The sequence below is a fragment of the Abyssisolibacter sp. ZYX002 genome, from assembly GCF_056892235.1.
Map to the genome: position 1 here is coordinate 249,550 of NZ_JARMXH010000005.1, position 18,322 is coordinate 267,871.

19 protein-coding genes are annotated in these 18,322 nt (G+C 29.3%); 3 read left to right on the forward strand and 16 right to left on the reverse strand.

Annotated features, from left to right (window positions below):
• Positions 1-71: 71 nt before the first annotated feature.
• Positions 72-590 (forward strand): GNAT family N-acetyltransferase, encoded by a 519-nt coding sequence (locus P3X86_RS15610; RefSeq protein ID WP_483293645.1) that lies wholly within the window; start codon positions 72-74, stop codon positions 588-590.
• 176 nt (positions 591-766) lie between these two features.
• Here the strand turns inward: P3X86_RS15610 and P3X86_RS15615 are convergent, their stop codons facing one another.
• The 10 genes from P3X86_RS15615 to P3X86_RS15660 form a co-directional block, all read right to left on the reverse strand.
• A complete protein-coding gene (locus P3X86_RS15615; RefSeq protein ID WP_483293646.1) occupies positions 767-1,555 on the reverse strand; it encodes a hypothetical protein in 789 nt (262 codons plus the stop codon).
• Complete coding sequence (locus P3X86_RS15620; protein ID WP_483293647.1) at positions 1,555-2,475, reverse strand: ABC transporter ATP-binding protein; 921 nt, start codon at positions 2,473-2,475, stop codon at positions 1,555-1,557. The genes P3X86_RS15615 and P3X86_RS15620 overlap by 1 nt, the downstream gene beginning before the upstream one ends.
• A 30-nt stretch (positions 2,476-2,505) precedes the next feature.
• Positions 2,506-2,745, reverse strand: a complete 240-nt coding sequence (locus P3X86_RS15625; RefSeq protein ID WP_483293648.1) for a hypothetical protein — start codon at positions 2,743-2,745, stop codon at positions 2,506-2,508.
• Between the two features lie 181 nt (positions 2,746-2,926).
• Positions 2,927-3,073, reverse strand: coding sequence for a hypothetical protein (locus P3X86_RS15630; protein WP_483293649.1), 147 nt, complete (start codon positions 3,071-3,073; stop codon positions 2,927-2,929).
• A gap of 234 nt (positions 3,074-3,307) precedes the next feature.
• Entirely contained in the window at positions 3,308-3,916 is a 609-nt protein-coding gene (locus P3X86_RS15635; RefSeq protein WP_483293650.1) for a phage tail protein, read from the reverse strand.
• A gap of 28 nt (positions 3,917-3,944) precedes the next feature.
• Positions 3,945-6,935, reverse strand: coding sequence for an S-layer homology domain-containing protein (locus P3X86_RS15640; RefSeq protein ID WP_483293651.1), 2,991 nt, complete (start codon positions 6,933-6,935; stop codon positions 3,945-3,947).
• Positions 6,936-7,179: 244 nt separating this feature from the next.
• Positions 7,180-7,470 (reverse strand): hypothetical protein, encoded by a 291-nt coding sequence (locus P3X86_RS15645; RefSeq protein ID WP_483293652.1) that lies wholly within the window; start codon positions 7,468-7,470, stop codon positions 7,180-7,182.
• Positions 7,471-7,523: 53 nt separating this feature from the next.
• Positions 7,524-8,390 carry a hypothetical protein gene (locus P3X86_RS15650; RefSeq protein ID WP_483293653.1) on the reverse strand — a complete coding sequence of 289 codons (867 nt, stop codon included), beginning with the start codon at positions 8,388-8,390 and terminating at the stop codon, positions 7,524-7,526.
• Complete coding sequence (locus P3X86_RS15655; protein ID WP_483293654.1) at positions 8,390-9,181, reverse strand: hypothetical protein; 792 nt, start codon at positions 9,179-9,181, stop codon at positions 8,390-8,392. Before P3X86_RS15655 ends, P3X86_RS15650 begins: the two co-directional genes overlap by 1 nt.
• The gene (locus P3X86_RS15660; RefSeq protein ID WP_483293655.1) at positions 9,174-9,545 is read right to left on the reverse strand and encodes a helix-turn-helix domain-containing protein; all 372 of its coding nucleotides are present in this window, start codon (positions 9,543-9,545) and stop codon (positions 9,174-9,176) included. The genes P3X86_RS15655 and P3X86_RS15660 overlap by 8 nt, the downstream gene beginning before the upstream one ends.
• Before the next feature lie 284 nt (positions 9,546-9,829).
• Between P3X86_RS15660 and P3X86_RS15665 the strand changes: the two genes are divergently transcribed.
• Both P3X86_RS15665 and P3X86_RS15670 read left to right on the forward strand, forming a co-directional pair.
• Positions 9,830-10,729 carry an aldo/keto reductase gene (locus tag P3X86_RS15665; RefSeq protein WP_483293656.1) on the forward strand — a complete coding sequence of 300 codons (900 nt, stop codon included), beginning with the start codon at positions 9,830-9,832 and terminating at the stop codon, positions 10,727-10,729.
• Position 10,730: 1 nt separating this feature from the next.
• Positions 10,731-11,519 carry an SDR family oxidoreductase gene (locus tag P3X86_RS15670; protein ID WP_483293657.1) on the forward strand — a complete coding sequence of 263 codons (789 nt, stop codon included), beginning with the start codon at positions 10,731-10,733 and terminating at the stop codon, positions 11,517-11,519.
• A 242-nt stretch (positions 11,520-11,761) separates the two neighbouring features.
• Here the strand turns inward: P3X86_RS15670 and P3X86_RS15675 are convergent, their stop codons facing one another.
• From P3X86_RS15675 to P3X86_RS15700, 6 genes are read right to left on the reverse strand one after another with little or no spacing between them, the layout of a single operon-like run.
• Positions 11,762-13,171, reverse strand: coding sequence for a capsular polysaccharide export protein, LipB/KpsS family (locus P3X86_RS15675; protein ID WP_483293658.1), 1,410 nt, complete (start codon positions 13,169-13,171; stop codon positions 11,762-11,764).
• Positions 13,158-13,943: a glycosyltransferase family 2 protein gene (locus P3X86_RS15680; protein ID WP_483293659.1), complete on the reverse strand. Its 786-nt coding sequence runs from the start codon at positions 13,941-13,943 to the stop codon at positions 13,158-13,160. Before P3X86_RS15680 ends, P3X86_RS15675 begins: the two co-directional genes overlap by 14 nt.
• A gap of 32 nt (positions 13,944-13,975) precedes the next feature.
• Positions 13,976-14,818: a glycosyltransferase family 2 protein gene (locus P3X86_RS15685; RefSeq protein WP_483293660.1), complete on the reverse strand. Its 843-nt coding sequence runs from the start codon at positions 14,816-14,818 to the stop codon at positions 13,976-13,978.
• Between the two features lie 30 nt (positions 14,819-14,848).
• Entirely contained in the window at positions 14,849-15,898 is a 1,050-nt protein-coding gene (pseI, locus tag P3X86_RS15690) for a pseudaminic acid synthase (RefSeq protein ID WP_483293661.1), read from the reverse strand.
• Between the two features lie 3 nt (positions 15,899-15,901).
• On the reverse strand, positions 15,902-16,453 hold the full coding sequence (pseH, locus tag P3X86_RS15695) for a UDP-4-amino-4,6-dideoxy-N-acetyl-beta-L-altrosamine N-acetyltransferase (RefSeq protein WP_483293662.1): 552 nt from the start codon (positions 16,451-16,453) through the stop codon (positions 15,902-15,904).
• Positions 16,454-16,499: 46 nt separating this feature from the next.
• A complete protein-coding gene (locus P3X86_RS15700) occupies positions 16,500-18,263 on the reverse strand; it encodes an N-acetylneuraminate synthase family protein (protein ID WP_483293663.1) in 1,764 nt (587 codons plus the stop codon).
• Positions 18,264-18,322 lie beyond the last annotated feature (59 nt).

The following is an 18,322-nucleotide window of genomic DNA, read 5'->3' on the forward strand; positions in this document are numbered from 1 at the left end:
ATTTGCAAATTGGATAATATATGATATTATGTTTAGTTAAATACGTATTTAATTTAATAAGGGGTGATTATATGAATCTAAAAGATGTTAAAATAGTATCTAAAAGATTAATACAAGTTCCTATCAATAAAAGCTATGCTGAATCTCTATATAAAAACTTCACTGATGAAGTAACTAAGTATATGTATCCAACACCTTCTGAGAACATAGAAGGCGTTCATGCTTTTATTTCTAATGCAACTACTAAAATAAATAATAACACCGACCTTTATTTAGCTATCCTCGATAATGAAACAAACGAGCATATTGGAGGCTCTGGTCTTCACCATATAGGCGATAAAGATCCTGAAATTGGTATATGGCTAAAAAAATCTGCTCATGGAAATGGTTATGGACTGGAAGCTGTAAATGCAATAATTCAGTGGGCACGAGAGAATATATCTTTTGAATACATTAAGTATCCAGTTGATAAAAGAAACATTGCAAGTAAACGAATACCTGAACTTAATAATGGTAAATTAGTAAAAAAATATGATGTAACTACTGACTCCGGTAAAACATTGCATTTAGTAGAGTATTGGATATATTAGTAATCAAGATAGCAAACTGTAGAAAAGTTCAAGGCGTGTTAAAATTGAGTAGCAGAGCTTAATTAGAGGTAAGTGAGCAACGGTAATTTTAACAACAACGCAGAAATTGGGCTTTTGTCTACAGTCTGAGGATACTCAATTTTTATGAGTATCCCCCTATATATACCTATCTTCTATTAGTACTGACCGAGCAGTCCTCTTTTTCTAGCTATTTCACTACACTTCTTAAATACTATTATACCAATAACAAAATAAACTGCTGAATTGGTTATCAATAATACATAATCTATTGCAGAAAATGATAATAACGATTGTTTGCCCATAATAATTTTAAATGCACATATTGTTGTAGGTCTAAACGGCAATATAGAGTCTAGTATACTTCCTTTACTTGGTAAAACTAGTGCAATCAAAAAATATTGTATAACATTCAGTAATGACTGTATTTTTTTAAATATAAGTGCTAGTCCTCCAAATATCAGCCCTATCCCTAACATACTAAATATACCTATTATAATAATTGGTAATAATAATAATATATTTATATCTAACCAGTATCCTGTTGTTTCCATTACACATATTAAAACGATAAAACAAATTATTAAATTAACTATAAGATTACTAAGGCTTCGTATTACTAGTACATTTTGAAGTCTAGCATTTGACATACTAATTTGCTCTAGTGTACCTCTATTAGCATCCGAAATTATACCATGTGCTGTATCCGAATAAACCATAATCATAATAGTCCACAAGAAATAGCCTACTACAAACCCTTCTAGTGTGTTTCCTAAATTGACCTTGCTGACATTCATCCCTACTCCAAACATTTTTATACCATAAAACATACCAAGGAATAAAAAATAAAAACTCAAAATTTCTGAAAGTGTGTTAAATCTATATCTAATAGTCTGTATGAAGGATTTTTGTATTGATACCTTAAACAAATAATATACGTTCTTCATTATTTTACACCTCCATTTGTAAGGCTCAAATATATTCTACCGAAATTAATATTATTTTGCTTAATCTCTTTAACATAGATACCCTTCTCTTTAAATGTATCTATAATACTATACAGTTCTTCCGTACTCATTATATCTACTTCTACAGTTAAGTCATCTGTAAAATAAAATTTCTTACTTTCTTCTAACAACGCTTGCTTCTCATCATCGCTAATAGCATTAGATAAAACTATCTCATAAGTTTTACTTTTAAACATGTCTTTCAGACTACTTACTGAATCTACAGTGACAAGCTTACCTTTATTCAAGATCACAACATCGTCACAAACTTCTTCTACTAAATCCATATTATGAGTACTTAGAAGTATAGTCTTATTCATGCCTGATGCGATATCTCTAAGTATATCTTTTATGTCTATAAAACTACTAATGTCTAAACCTAAAGTCGGTTCATCTAACAATATGATATCTGTATCACATATTAATGTCATTGCTATGGCTGTTTTTTGCCTCATTCCTCTTGAAAGTTTATTAACTACAATATCTTTTTTGTCTCCCAAATTAAACATATCTAAAAGCCTATCTATTTCTTTCTCAATTTTCTTTCCTCCTATGCCTCTAAGCCCTGCAAAATACCTTAGATTTTCCCTAGGAGTAAGTCTCCAATATAAATTCCTTGTACCTTCAAATAGTGCTGCTATCTTGTCTATACTTCTTTTATTTTCTTTGCCATATAGCATAATTTGACCATTATCAGGTATTATAAGATTACAAATGCTTTTGATAATAGTAGTCTTACCTGAACCATTTGGTCCTAATATTGCACATATGCTTCCTTCTTTAACAGAAAACGATACATCATTTACGGCTACAACTTCACCATATCTCTTTTCAAGATTGTTTATCTCTATAGCTTTCATGGTTACTCCCCCTTATAAAATAGCCTTATTTTAAAAAATAAATATGAATAGAGCTAATAAATACGTAAGTAATAAGTTCTTATTACATAGCTTAAATCCTACCCACACTATAAATGCAACTACAGCTACATAAATCCCTGTAGTAAAGTCCTTTGTCAATATATGAACCAATCCCCATGTTAATGCTAATACAAATCCACCATAAGGTATCAAATTTTTTGCGAATTTTTTGTCTCCCCATATTTGACTAAGCACTACTATTAAAGTCATTAACATAGCTTCTAGTATAGAATAGATATTTCTTATTATATAGCAGTACCAAACTCCTTGTACCTTTCTTTTAAATTAGATAACTCTTGCACTATGTCAGGTAGTTTTTGGTCTTTTACAACAAAATTAAGTGCTATTATCACACCAGCAAATACCATAAATGATATTATTGATTTGGTATTTACATTTGACCATGAATTATAAATTTTCTCATTACTATTTTTATGAATTTAAATGTTAAAATTGCTACTATCCCCCATACAAATACTGTCGTAGAATTGCTGATTAGCATCCTATATGATGCTTGCTTTGAAATCACGTTACTCATAGTCATAGAAACTACAACATCTAACCCTAAAGCAAGAAATACAAGCATAGATGTTAAAAATAGCCATTTGCTAATCTTCCAATATTTTTATTATTTTCCATTATATCACCACCTTTCTGCATATTATAAATTATACAATAAGCAATATATTATTTCTATACTTTTAAATAAATCTCTTATTTTAGAAGAAAGAGAAGCTAATATTTAATAGCCTCTCTTTAGTATTTTTTATTATTAATTTTTTGGTGGATATAATCCATCTATACATATAATGTAATTTATACAGCTGTAAGGTTGCATATTAGTATGGGGATTATTCCCACCTGCCTCTGTTATCTGAGTTGATAAATTAAAGTTTGTTTGATCAATGTTTATATCGACATTACCTTCTTTCATCCTCTTGTTGGATTCTCCATCACTATATACCTTTGTTGTAGATTTAGACTGACTGATATTATTCCCTTCTGGATTATTTGTGTCTACTCCTCCATTTGTACATTTTATAGTACCTGTTGCTGATATATCTATATTGCAAGATGTCGTAGCTGCATGCGTGTGAGTTGGCATCTCATGTGCGGAAAGCTTTACATATTCAACTCCACCTCTTTGTCCTAGCACTTTTCCTGATAATCCGGCTCCTTCACCAGTTCCAATTGCTACTCTTCCTCTTAAATCTGGGAGTGCAAACGACGTCCTACCATCTCCCCCATAAGTAGTACTTAATATAGAAAATAATGCTTGATTACTTGATATACTCATTATTTGCCCATTACAAAAAGCCCACCCTTTTGGTGCAAAATTTCCTGCAAACATGCGTATCTCTCCTATAAATCCTTCACTCATATTCTCATCCCCCTTCGATTTTTATATTTTAATCATGAGCTATTCCATAATATTCTTTATTTGTTTCAGATATTACTTTACTATCTTTTGATGAATCAGTAATTCCTATCTTCTCTATTGAACGATTATCCTCATCACTGTAATATATATTACCCTCATATATTGATACTCCATAATAGACACTTTTCACTTTATCTGTTCTTATATCTTCTTTACTATCTCCCAATAAATCAGAACTAGTTATTTTTTTGTTATCGTAATCAGCCCAATAGATTTTATTATTATTTGTATCAACTACTATTGCAGTTGCAAAAACTTCTTTAACTATAGTGCGATTTTCTGATTTATCAATTTTTATACGTTTTATATCATAATTCTCATTTCCCCAGTAAACATATCCACATCCTACTGCTATTGATTCTGCTTGTCCATTTGTAGTTACAAAATCTTCTATATTAGAACCGTCCAAATTACTTCTCTTCATTTTACTATCCGTATCACTCCAGTATATTTTATTATTATCTTTATCTATTGCTATTGCGTATGGAGAAGTACCAACATCAAAACTTCCAATACCTCCACTTACATCTAAATCTTTATAATATATCTTAGTCTCTCCATCATTTACCCAATATAAATAACCACAACCTACCGCTATTGCTCTAGGCTCTTTAACACCATGACTTTCTTTTAAATACTCTGATACATCTGTTCCATCTGGATTGGCTCTATATATTTTATTGCTTGTCATCTCTGCAAAATACATATAAACAGGTTTTACAGTTTTCTTGCTATTCATTATATATGATGCTTTATTTCCTACTTCGTCTTTTACAACTACATTAAAGTAATATGTTGTATCACCAGTTAACCCTGTTATCTGCTTTGTGGTTATATCCTTTTCGTAGTTTCCTACTGCTATTCCATTGGTCTCTGCTTCTTGATATGTTTCTATGTTATTTGATAATGAATAATATGTTATATACTCTAGGTCTGATTGATTGCTTTTGTTATCTATCGCTTTTACCCAACTTACATCTATTGTTGTTTCTGCAACGTTATCTACCGTCAGGTTATCATTTGTTACTGATGGTGGTTGTGTATCTGGTAACGCTAATGTCTTTTGACTATTAACCTGATATACACTTTTGTTTCCTGCTTCGTCTTTTACTACTACATTAAAGTAATATGTTGTATCACCAGTTAACCCTGTTATCTGCTTTGTGGTTATATCCTTTTCGTAGTTTCCTACTGCTATTCCATTAGTCTCTGCTTCTTGATATGTTCCTATGTTATTTGATAATGAATAATATGTTATATACTCTAGGTCTGATTGATTGCTTTTGTTATCTATCGCTTTTATCCAACTTACATCTATTGTTGTTTCTGCAACGTTATCTACCGTCAGATTATCATTTGTTACTGTCGGTGACTGTGTATCTGGTAACGCTAATGTCTTTTGACTATTAACCTGATATACACTTTTGTTTCCTGCTTCGTCTTTTACTACTACATTAAAGTAATATGTTGTATCACCAGTTAACCCTGTTATCTGCTTTGTGGTTATATCCTTTTCGTAGTTTCCTACTGCTATTCCATTGGTCTCTGCTTCTTGATATGTTTCTATGTTATTTGATAATGAATAATATGTTATATACTCTAGGTCTGATTGATTGCTTTTGTTATCTGTTGCTTTATTCCAATTTATTTTGAAGCCCGATTGAGTTACATTTGATACTGATATCACACTATTTGCAATAATAGGATTTCTTGTATCTGGAACTGGCTCATCGTCATCTGCATTTGTTTTGTTCTTCTTTTGCTCTATATAGACTCCTTTAGCATTTATAATTATTCTATTGATTTTTCCACTTCCTGTAACACTTGTCTTTGCGTTAAACTCCATTTTATTAATTGTTGTGCCCTTCTTTATATCTATTTGGCTACCAATAGCTTTTTTATCAATAACAAGTGTATTAATTCTAGTATCATTTGCTATTCTAATATTTGCAGTTTTTTGAACTAATATTTTATTAAATCTTCCGTTTAATTTTACTTCATTTTTACTTCCTTGTATTTGAATATCTTGAAAATCGCCAAATAATATACCATCTGATTTTAGTATCAGTTCTTCTATCTCACTATCTTCTGACTCTATGTCTATATTTCCTTGATGTTTTAATGCTATTATTTTCTTTATTTTACTGCCTTTCAATTTCAGAGCACTTTTCCCTCTTCCGTATACTATTATTCTCCCTTTAACTGTTACATTCTCTAAAAATATATCTCCATCTATTCCAGCTGACAATATTAGATCACCATTTACGGTAATATTTTTTATTTTTGCTGTATTTGTATTTACAGTAATATTTCCATCTACTACTCTTACCTCGTTTTCTAGCGCTCTATTATTATCACTATTAATGAATTCTCCTATTACTCTACCAAGCATTATTAGCATCTCTGCCCTAGTTATATTGTCCTGTGGATTAAAGGTGCCATCCGTATATCCCTTCATATAACCCTTATCTACCATTTGATTAACATATGATTTCATTATTTTATCATCCATTAAATCTTTAGGCTCTTCTAAACACATTATCACTGCTAATACTGCGCATATTTCTTGTCTTGTTATTTCTTTGCTCGCATCTAGTTTGTCATTGGTATACCACTTCATATATCCACTTGCTTTTGCTATTGATACTGCTCTTGCATACCATTCATCACCTTTTATATCAGCGTAGTTTATATTTGATTTATTGTAATACCCATACATTTTGTTTATTAGTGTTATGAATTCTGCCTTAGACATATTATTATCTGGTCTAAATGTATTATCTGCATAACCTTTTATTATGCCTTTCGCCGTCCATTCTAATATGGTATTTCTAGCCCAATGTTCTGATATGTCTGACATATCGTTTTGCTTAGTAGCTAAACAAACTTGCATGTTATTAACACCTAGCACACTAAAAAATATGGCAATAATTAATATAAATGATAATAGCTTATTCATCCATCCACCCCTCATCTTTTTATTGGTTCAATATACTAATATGTAGATATTTACCAATTTCACTTAAATCCATTGTAAATTAAAACCAACTATAATGTCAATCATCTCATTATATATAGCAAATTTATAAACATTTTGTAATAATAAATATTTGCTTTTTTGAGTAAATAGATGTATACTGTACGTGCTAATTTTTTCATTTTTGTGGTAGATGCCTTCATCTGGGTCTACCATATTTTTATCTTTATATAGCTCCAACCTTTTTTAGCAATTGTACACAATCCCTATATCCACTTATATAAACATGTTGAATAGGACTTGATTCCTTACTACACATGTTACTTATATACTCTTTTATAAAGTCTCTATCTCTTTCTTCTAACATATTTAAAATTTGATTATATCTATCGCTATTACTCTCTAAAAATTCTTTAACTTTATTGTAGTGTAAATCCGTTTCTACAAAACAGTTATACTCTTTGAGCATCATATCTGTAGCGAAGTTATTGAAAATCATATCGAAACAATCCTTCATCGCTAGCCTCCTTAGATTATATTTTAATAAAAAACATATAATAATATCTCTTATTAATATTTAATTTTAACCATTCTGTTACATATATAAAAAGCCAATTGTTCATTTGTTATTTTCTTGGTTATAAGATTATCACATTTAATTCCATCTATAATTTTATAGTATTTTGTTTTATAATGTTCTTTGTTACTCATTAAATCTAATGTCTGTTTTATATCAATAGTACACTTATCATTCCATATTCTTGAGTCATATAATTGTTGGACTATTTTAGCTGTAGATTCTATATATGCTCTAGATAGATTTTCTCCTTTATTAAAAATTCTATTTATATAGTTAAAACATTGATAATCATCAGATATAACTCTAAAATTTTTATTTTTTATATTTTTCATAACCAATAAGCATATAAGTATAGATACTTTACCCCTATCTCGCTTAACAATGTCTAATATGGACAACGCTTTTTTTATAAAGTCTTGCTTGCCTAAAATCTTATTATCATATATCGGTTTCTTGTAATTCATCGGCAAATCAACCAACGCACCTTTTATACTATGTTGAATTATACTTCTAACATATGCTTTATTGCTATGTTTTAATATTAAGAGATTTTCTAAGTCAGATTCTTTTAATAATATGATATCACTGACCTTTTGTTTTAGCTGTTTTATATATTGAACATTTTGCTCTCTTTTATCTCTAAAGTTTATGTTTAAAGCTTCTTCTAACACTTTATCTGTTAAAATAATCAAATCATCCTCATTAAAATAATCTATCATATCATATTTATTGGATACCTGGTTCTTTCTAGCATGACTGCCAATCAAACATGCATCATAAAAAATAACATCTTTTTTTATTATCTTTTTGCTTATATCCGTTAGATTACAAGCTAATAATTCATTTATATAATCCATCATTTGCACTCCTGCATACACTGTAGTTCTTTTATTATATTGTTGTATTCAGATATGTTTATATTAATAAAATCTTCTAGCAAATTATTGTTATTTCTTGATTGTTCTACATATAGCTTAAAATTACCCATAGATTTTGTGTTACTACTTTCTAAAATACATGTATCTAGACCAATTTCTTTAAATTCGTTGTGTATTCTTTTATTATCAAAATCTTTAAAGCAGTCCTCCAAAATATCAAATCTTTCTATACACTTTATTTCAAATAATCTTATTAAAATAGTATGGTATGTTGTTTTATATAACATCATTAAATTATAAACTATCAATTTCAGAGGAAGCTTTCTATCATTTTTTAGATAATAATAATTACTTCTTATTGATTCTTTATCTAACATCATAAGCGATGCATAATAAATAGCCTTTCTATTGTTAATATTTACGCTTGTCTCTATTTCGTTTTTTATAATATAAATATCTTTTTTATCACCATGTAGTAAGTAGTAAAGTCCATGTAAATGTAACAGATTTTGAAGTGTTCTTGGAATTGATGAATTAACAAAATAGTAGAAGCTTTCATTTTTTCTAACTATTATACCTGCCAATAAGTTATTTTTTATTGGAAGCTCAATCAGCTCATACTTTTCATTTATTATTTGTTTTGCTATATCTGCATTATTTACGCCAAATCTTTTATATTTTTCCAGATCTTTTTCAACGAGCTTTTGGATTTGTTTATGAATTGCCTTATTAATTTCTATAATACTCTCTAATTTATTATGACTATTCATGTGCCACCTCATTAGCTGTTTTAAAAACATCAATTATATCAATAATATTTAGTATCAGCTCTACAGATTTATTTGCAATCATATCACTATCATCAACTTTACAAACATATGCGGCTCTTTCTTCGCTGACGATTTTAGAAGGTGTACTATCTATTAGAAAATCTATTCTACTAACTTCACCAAAACTCAAGTCTAGCACTTCTAAAATTGAATTCAGTTCCTCTAATGTTACATTTCTTTTGCGTCCGTTTAGTATATTGCTAATATTCATTTTGTTTACTCCAAGGGTTTCTGCTATCCAAGTTTGTTTAATATATTTCTTCTTGATGTATTTATTAATATTACTAATTATAATATCAGTCACATTCCATCCTCCATTTTTTTCTATTTTAGTATATTGTATCATTATTTATTTGATTTTGTAAACAATTTATATACTATTTTTCTATATTTTGTTGTTTTTGCATTATTCAGTACTTCTGTATTTTATTTTAGAGATTATTGTATGTATTTTGTTTACTTTATCTTGCTGAATTATTTAATACCAATAATCTTACATTAAAACTGTCATACAACTTTATGTCTAAGCATACCTATTCTTATAAGGCAAGTTATTAATGGTCACTATTTATGAAAGTGGGATTGTATATGATATCTAAATTGACACTTGGAACCGCACAATTAGGTATGAACTATGGCATAAATAACAATACAGGAAAAAATACTTTAGATGAAAATATCAAGATTCTAAAATATGCTTATGTTAATGGTATTAAATCAATAGATACTGCACCAGCTTATGGAGATAGTGAAGAATTAATCGGTGAATTTAAAAGTTTGTACAATATTAAAGATCTATACATAACTTCTAAAATTCCATCTTTATCAAAATTAAAAATCTCGAAAAGTGAGATTCCAAAGTTTTTAAAGCAGCAAATTTACTCTTCTCTAAAAAACCTTCAGGTTGATAAGATTGACAATTTACTCGTTCACGATTTTTCTGATATGATTCAACATGGCAAAATTTTAGCTAAAACTATGCAAGATTTAAAGAGCACAGGCCTTGTAAATGAAATAGGCTGCTCTATTTATGATTTAGATAATATTGACCTTTTTTTAGAACATAACTTTGATACTATCCAATTCCCTGCAAGTATTTTTAATTCATGCATCCTAACTTCTAAAGAATTTCTATCGCTAAAAGCTAAAAATATTAAAACTTTTTCCAGAAGTGCATTTGTTCAAGGTTTAATATTCATGGATGCTGATAAATTACCACTACCTCTTAGCAAACTAAAAAGTTATATCATAAAGCTAAATAATATTTCACAAAAGTATAATTTAAGCAAATGTGAAATTGCACTTAAATATTTACTTACTAATAAAAACATAGATAGCATTGTTTTAGGTGTAGATAACATTAATCAACTAAAGGAATTGGTTGATATCACTTACGATACATCTACAAATGTCAGTAATATTAATATAAATGATATGTTTTCTGATATGCCATCATATTTGGTTGATCCTAGGAATTGGAGGTTATAATATGAAAGAAAATTCTATGTTCTCTCTTAAAAACAAAACTGTCTTAATAACTGGAGGAAATGGCTATTTAGGAACTGCTATGAGCGAAGCTCTCAGTAAATTTGGTGCAACTTTGATTGTAGCAAGCCGTAATAATAAAAAAAATATGGAACTTAAAAATAGATTATCTAGGTATGGCAATAAAGTAGACTGTATTCAACTAGATATATCTAAAAGTACAGCAGTTAAAAAGGCTATTTCAAATATTTTGCAAAAACACGGAAAAATTGATGTTCTTATAAACAATGCTTATTATTGTGAAGGTGCTGAATTTTTATCTATGAAAGAAAAAGAATGGAATACTGGAATAGATGGTAGCATTAACGGTATTTTTCATATCACTCAGCCTGTTCTAAAGGAAATGATAAAAAATAAATATGGAAAAATAATAAATATTGCTTCTATGTATGGCATTGTTGCTCCTGATGTATCTATATATGAAGACAATAATTATTATAACCCTATTAACTACGGAGTTGGAAAAGCTGGTATTATACAAATGTCAAAGTATATTGCTTCTGTTTACGGTAAATATGGCATAACCTGCAATTCTATATCTCCTGGGCCATTTCCAAATAAAAAAGTTCAAGAAAACAAACTTTTTATAAACAATCTTGAGAAAAAGGTGCCTATAGGTAGGATAGGTATGCCTAATGATTTGAAGGGAATAATTGTTTTATTAGCCTCTGATGCATCAGACTACATAAATGGAGCAAATATCCGTGTTGATGGAGGATGGACTATTTGGTAATTATACGATATATTTTATTAAGAAGAGCCGTTCAAATAAAACGGCTCTTCAGACCGTAGACAAAAGCCCAATTTCTGCGTTGTTGTTAAAATTTCCGTTGCTCACTTACCTCTAAGTAAGCTCTGCTACTCAATTTTAACACGCCTTGAAATTGAACTTTTCCTAAAGTCTGCTATCTTGATGACTTTGTCATCAATCTAAAGAGCCGTTCCAAATAAAACGGCTCTTTTTGTCTATTCCGATTACTTGATTAGTTTTGCTATCAATTTTTTGAGCTTTAGCCCTGCTAGTTCCTGTGGATATGCATACTCTAAAAATTTTTTGTATTGTTTAGCATTGGCTTTTTGCATTTTTTTACTTTTATTTAACTTGATAATATATTTTGCTAATTTCTTCGAACTTGAAAAGTTAAAATTTTCAAGTTTGTTATAAAAATTCTTTACTTTATTATCTAATAAAAGTAAATGTTTTTTGAATAACATAGCCTCTAATCCAATCGTCGATGACTGTGTTAGCAATATATCAATATTTGAAATAACATTATATGGTTTAACCTTTTTTTCAACTATTACTTTTACATTTGAATATTCGTTTGCCATTTTTTCATATTCTTTTATTCTCTTAGGTCTACGTGATAATTCCCACGGATGAGGTTTTATAATAATTTCGCAATTATTATCTTTTGATAAATATTTTATTAACTCATTCCATTTTTCTGAAAAAAATGGTTGCGTTGCTATTAGTATGATTTTTTTATTTGATCTTATATTATATTTTTTACGAAACTGTGTTTTAGACATATATCTTAGTGTAAAAATATCATCATATTTTAGATGTCCTATAATAGATATTCTTTCTTTTTTTAAGCCTCTTTCAAGATACCACTCTTTTTCAAAGTTTCCGTATACAGCTGCCACACTCGAAAACATTGGCATGAAAGCTTCTTCTCCACCTATTAACCCATGCTGCATACAAATGCTTGGTATTCCTTTCTGACTTCCAACTACAGATAGTACTCTATTTATCAAATTTTCGGTACTTCCTATTATTATACATGCTATATCTGTTTGTTCTAGATAGATATCTACTAATGCTATAGTGTTAACTATAGAATAAATTGATTTCATAAATTTATCATGAAAAAACTTGTTTCCCATTAGGATATGACTGCTATTTGAATTAAATATATCTTCTAATTCTGCTTTTAATACATTAACAGTATTGTTAATATCAGCTTTAAATTCATGGACATTATGCACTGATATATTAAAATATTTATCTATAGACCATGGTGCCAACATAATTGTTTCCTTAGAGTCAAAGTACATTTTATAGCTATTTCTAGTAAATCTTAAATTTGCAGAACTTAGAAGTATTTTACCATTTGAATAGGTTTTATCTTTCTTGAGCGGTTCAAGCCATCTTTCAAATATTGGTTGAATATTTGCTTTACTAATATCTATATATTTAGTGCTTAAATATTTATTGAATTCAATACTATTTATTTCAGTCTTTATTTGTTCATCGAGATATTGGTAAAAATTTATCATCAATGCAAGTGGTATACCTTTGTATTTAACATCTATACATTTATCTACAAACTCAAGATATACCTTCCAATAATTATCTAAATAAACCTCACTTTGTGGCATTCCTTTCACTCCTCAAATACTTAAGCTGTTCTCGCATTTCTCTACAGCTACATTGCCTAGGTAATTTTTTCATTACTGAATCTATGTTTTTTGATATTACTTGTGTGTGAAGTGATTCTTGAGTTATAGCATTGTCATCTAATATTTCCCGTATAGGATAAAACGGCCAAAAATGATTTAATCTCCAAAAGAACTTCGCATCCCCTCTTAAATAAAACCTAGGGTCTTCGTCCCAATAAGAACCCCACTTTTCATATATAACAGGTAAAATACTAGCTCTATGCATAACTGAGCAATGATCTACCACACATGGGGCTATCCAAAGTATAGATTTTGCTTTTCTTACCATTACTCTTGTTGGTTGCTTACTTTTATTTAGGTACGATATTCTAGATGAAGAGTAGCATATATTTACTTCTTGATTGTTCTCCAAATATTCTACCATCTTTTCAATACGTCTAGGCCTATATACATTATCATCTGTAGCATATGACACATACTTACCATTAATCCATCTCAGAGCTTTATTTATCAATACTGCATATCTGATTTTCTCCAATCTTTCTTCGTCATCTTCTATATCACTTCTGATATACTTAATCCTTCTATCGTGTAAGTACTGATTAATAACACGTTGCGTTTCTTTATTTGAATTATCATCCATTAAAAACAATTCAAAATCTTTATATGTTTGATTCAATATTCCCTCTATAGATTTTCCAATAAACTTTGCTTTATTATAACTAGTCATAATGATAGATACTGTGCTCATAATATTCCCTCCAATATATAAGCTCAAGTTATTTACTCCTTTTTCAAAGGAATATGTATTTTACGTTTATTCATTCTATTTAAAAATTTGAAATTCAATTTTGATAAATAATCATTTTTTTGCAATACTACATTATTTGATAGCCCCCATTTTCTTTTAAAAACTTTCCAATTCTCATTAAGCAATTTGTCTCTTCTTATATTTTCCTTTTTAAATGTAGCACTTCCATAATGATATACAAATACATCTCTAGCTATTATATTTTTATAGCCACTTAAAATAGCCCTAAGAGAAAAATCATCGTCTTCAAAAAAACCCATTCCAAACGTATCATCAAAACCTCCAATTTTTTTAATAACCTCTTTTTTTATAAGCATACAAAAACCAAGTATCCTAGTAACATAAAAATACCGATTATCATATTTTTTTTGAATTTGCTTTGTAATTTTATCTATATTTTCTATATCATAATCTAATAACATGATTAATTGAGGGTGTTGAGCATAGTTAGACATCACTCCTACAATCCCAACCCTTGGTATATTTGACGCTTTTATTAATCGTTTGACCCATTCTTTAGTAACTATACAGTCGTTGTTTAGGAGTATTATATAGTCCCCTCTAGCTATTGCAATACCTTGATTTATAGCTTTCGGGTATCCAAGATTAGTTTTATTGTGAATAGATATGATGTTTTGTTGCCTTTGCAAATATTCTTCGGTGTCATCAATAGAACCATTATTTATAACTATTATTTCGTAATCAACATCTGTGTGTCTCTTTATACTCTTTAAACACATTTTTGTATACTCTATTTGATTATATACTGGAATCACAATACTAACTTTAGGTTTTAGATTATACTTTTCTACCATAAAAAGCCTCCTTAAATTCATGATATAATGTCATATTAAATCCCAACTTAAAGGAGTACCTTTTTTGATATCTTGATTAACTTTTTTTCCTAAAAAAATATCATAATATTTAGATTCCAATCCTAATCCCGGTCTTATAGCTCGTAAGTTTTCTTTGCTTAATATTTCCCCTCTTTTTATGTCCTTGGTTATATACAGTGACCTTTTTAGTTTTTTAGAATTAATCTCATTAGAAGTACAGCCATAAACAACCTCACCTACAGCTTTATATGCTTTGTTTGCTTCATCTACTAATAATTTCATTTCATTTGGCTCAAGAGAAAATGTTGAATCTACCCCTCCGTCATTCCTACATAATGTAAAATGCTTCTCAATTACCCTAACCCCTAACGCAATACTAGCTATAGCAACTCCAATCCCAAATGTATGGTCAGATAACCCAACTGGGACATTAAAAAGCTTACTCATATGAGGAATAGTCTTGATATTTGCATTCTCAGGCAAAGCAGGATATGCACTAGTACATTTAAGCAGTATCAAATCACTACATCCAGCTTCTCTAGCAGTTTTTACTGCTAAATCAATATCTGATATAGATGACATGCCCGTTGATATAATCAATGGTTTACCAGTCCTAGCAACTCTTTTTATTAAGTTTATATCTGTATTTTCAAAAGAAGCTATTTTGTAGCACTGAGGATTTAATGTCTCTAAAAAATCCACCGAACTTTCATCATACGGAGTACTAAATGGTATTATTCCAAGTTCGTTACACTTGTCAAATATAGGCTTGTGCCACTCCCAAGGGGTATATGCTTTTTTGTATAGCTTGTATAAGGACTCACCCTTCCACAAACTCTTTGAGTCATTTATATAAAATTGTCTGTCCTTTATATTTAACGTCATTGTATCTGCTGTATATGTTTGTATCTTTAATGCATTTACTCCACACTTATGAGCCTCTTTCACTATCTCTAAAGCTCTATCTAATGAATGATTATGATTACCTGACATTTCAGCTATTATAAAAGGTGGATGATTTTTACCTATTTTACTTTTGCCCAATACTATTTCTTTCATAAATTAATCCACCCCTACTTTCTCAAGTATTATCTTTCTTCTCTCTATCCAATCTTCTTTGAATAAACCCATCAAAACTACATCGATATATCTATTGCGTCTATATATCTGTTTTTTTAATCTTCCTTCTTTTTTAAATCCTAATTTTTCATGGTATTTTACGCTCGTATTATTAAAGCCAAGAACTTCAGAACATAACTTTCTTAGCCCATGCTCTAAAAATATAAGGTCTAATGCTAGTAATCCCATAACTGTACCACTACCTCTAGGTGCTTCCTTATCTCCTATATAAAATCCCCAATGAGCTTTATTATTTTTATCATCTATATCAACAAAATTTACAAAGCCAATTGGTTTATTCTCATATAACATCAGTCTAGCCAATATATTTTTCTTATTTTTTATTTTATCTAACCATTCTCTATGCTCCTTTTCTTCTATTAATGTATCTCTATACATATTAATACGTATATGCTCTAAGTTACGCCATCTTAGAATAAGACTTTCGTATTGATTATTAACTTCAACAAGTTTGTAGCCATTAATGGTTTTCATAAAACTCACCTGCTTTTATTTAATTACCCAAATTCATACTTATGCGTTATAGTTGCGTTGCATTAAGTATCTCCTCTTTTAGTTGCTTGATATCCGTCCATTTGACTTTTATATGTGAATTAATCATTGCTACGTCAGGATTCTTGAGTAAATAATCTCGTACTTTTGAAAAATATAATGCTTCTTTATTTACTTTTAAGTCTGAAAATATTTTTTCAAACAATTTTAAATCATCTTTTTCATCTAATGTCAGTCTCCAGCTAGGATATCTAAATTTAGTGGGCATACTAACTACATTTACATCAAATATATGTGGATTGTTTATAAAATAATATGATAAATATTCAGTGTGAGTAAGTGGTTTTTCTGCACGAAGTAATCTTCTTAAAGCTTCTACTGTATATACATCTCCTGCTGTTCCCAAAGCAATTTCATTATAATCTGGGATTGTCATGTCACTACCTTTTAAAAGATGTGAATTTATTAAAATCTCTAAAATTTCAGGAGAAATCAATGGATTATCTCCCGTTACACGTAGGATAATATTTGCATTTGTTGATTCAGCAACTTCAAGTAATCTCTTTGCAACATTATCTGGGTCTGAACGTATCAATTTAACTCTACCATCTAGTGTGAATTGTTCTAATGGATTGTCTTCAGGCAAATAGGATGTTGCAAGTATTACATCATCTACATTTGGAACTGCCAAACAATTTAGTAAACATCTCTCTATAGATGCAATATTATTTATTGGTAATATTGCTTTCTTTTTAAGCCTAGTGGATTTTAAACGACAAATTACACCTATTGTAATCTTTGGTGTTTCTATAATGTCAGTTACTATAGGTCTATTTCTTTTGATGTCCTCATCTGCTATTATAGGTAATCTATTTTTAAAGTCATCAGGCATAATTAAATTTTCCTCATCTGGACATCGCTTATATGCTACTTTATCTTTAACTATTATTTCTCCTTTTTTTATATTTTTGTTTGCCACAACTTTAAGTGCATCCTTTAAATAATTACGTTCAGATTGATTAATTTTTTCGCTACCTAACGAACGTTCTGCCATCCTTAACTTTGTTACCATTTCCTTAAATTCAGTTGGTTCTAAAGATGAATAATAATCATATTCTTTCTTTGAGCGGTCTAGCGTTATATGCTTTTCTATAAGCGTCGCTCCAGCAAATATCGCATATATCGGCATATCTATTGCCAACTCTTTTGATGCATCATAGTGATCTGCAAAACCCATATTTAGATTAAACTTCCTTTTCAGATGGTTTATTCTCTTCAAATTTATATCTTCAATTTTTGTAGGATACCCTTGAAATCCATGCATTAATATAAGATTTGTTTTATTTACGAAACTTGGTTTTGATAAAAGATCTTTTATTTCTTTATCTTTCCAGCCCCCAACTCCTAATATAGTAACTTTATTAAATGACATTATTTTTTCTATGATACTATCTGACTGTATTATTGTAGGAGGTATTTTAAAACCATCTATCATCGAAATATATTTGCCCGCTAGATTTAAACCCCAATCATCAAATATGTCTATCCATATTTCTAGATTGTGTTTTTTAGCAAAAGATAATATTTTGGCCCAATCGTTTTCAGTTATAAACAGTTTTTTATAGCCTTCATAAAAATAATAATCTTCTACTGCTAGATGATTATATTTATACCATTGAAATTTAACTCCATTTGCTCCTGTATCAGCAACAGCTTTAACCATAGAGTAAAGTTTATTCACATCTCCCATATGTGCAGAGGCTATTTCCCCTATAATCCTTACTTCATTCATTTTTTCACCTCTAATAATCTATAATCTATATTATGATTTGGCATATTAGTTGGTGCAGT

What these genes read in the sequence shown, in the direction of transcription:
- P3X86_RS15625 (WP_483293648.1), bottom strand. Translation starts at nt 2,745, where the DNA reads ATGACTTTAATAGTAGTGCTTAGTCAAATATGGGGAGACAAAAAATTC.
- P3X86_RS15620 (WP_483293647.1), bottom strand. Translation starts at nt 2,475, where the DNA reads ATGAAAGCTATAGAGATAAACAATCTTGAAAAGAGATATGGTGAAGTT.
- pseH (WP_483293662.1), bottom strand. Translation starts at nt 16,453, where the DNA reads ATGAAAACCATTAATGGCTACAAACTTGTTGAAGTTAATAATCAATAC.
- P3X86_RS15615 (WP_483293646.1), bottom strand. Translation starts at nt 1,555, where the DNA reads ATGAAGAACGTATATTATTTGTTTAAGGTATCAATACAAAAATCCTTC.
- P3X86_RS15655 (WP_483293654.1), bottom strand. Translation starts at nt 9,181, where the DNA reads ATGAATAGTCATAATAAATTAGAGAGTATTATAGAAATTAATAAGGCA.
- P3X86_RS15650 (WP_483293653.1), bottom strand. Translation starts at nt 8,390, where the DNA reads ATGGATTATATAAATGAATTATTAGCTTGTAATCTAACGGATATAAGC.
- P3X86_RS15635 (WP_483293650.1), bottom strand. Translation starts at nt 3,916, where the DNA reads ATGAGTGAAGGATTTATAGGAGAGATACGCATGTTTGCAGGAAATTTT.
- P3X86_RS15670 (WP_483293657.1), top strand. Translation starts at nt 10,731, where the DNA reads ATGAAAGAAAATTCTATGTTCTCTCTTAAAAACAAAACTGTCTTAATA.
- P3X86_RS15610 (WP_483293645.1), top strand. Translation starts at nt 72, where the DNA reads ATGAATCTAAAAGATGTTAAAATAGTATCTAAAAGATTAATACAAGTT.
- P3X86_RS15640 (WP_483293651.1), bottom strand. Translation starts at nt 6,935, where the DNA reads ATGAATAAGCTATTATCATTTATATTAATTATTGCCATATTTTTTAGT.
- P3X86_RS15645 (WP_483293652.1), bottom strand. Translation starts at nt 7,470, where the DNA reads ATGAAGGATTGTTTCGATATGATTTTCAATAACTTCGCTACAGATATG.
- P3X86_RS15685 (WP_483293660.1), bottom strand. Translation starts at nt 14,818, where the DNA reads ATGGTAGAAAAGTATAATCTAAAACCTAAAGTTAGTATTGTGATTCCA.
- pseI (WP_483293661.1), bottom strand. Translation starts at nt 15,898, where the DNA reads ATGAAAGAAATAGTATTGGGCAAAAGTAAAATAGGTAAAAATCATCCA.
- P3X86_RS15665 (WP_483293656.1), top strand. Translation starts at nt 9,830, where the DNA reads ATGATATCTAAATTGACACTTGGAACCGCACAATTAGGTATGAACTAT.
- P3X86_RS15700 (WP_483293663.1), bottom strand. Translation starts at nt 18,263, where the DNA reads ATGAATGAAGTAAGGATTATAGGGGAAATAGCCTCTGCACATATGGGA.
- P3X86_RS15630 (WP_483293649.1), bottom strand. Translation starts at nt 3,073, where the DNA reads ATGAGTAACGTGATTTCAAAGCAAGCATCATATAGGATGCTAATCAGC.
- P3X86_RS15680 (WP_483293659.1), bottom strand. Translation starts at nt 13,943, where the DNA reads ATGAGCACAGTATCTATCATTATGACTAGTTATAATAAAGCAAAGTTT.
- P3X86_RS15675 (WP_483293658.1), bottom strand. Translation starts at nt 13,171, where the DNA reads ATGCCACAAAGTGAGGTTTATTTAGATAATTATTGGAAGGTATATCTT.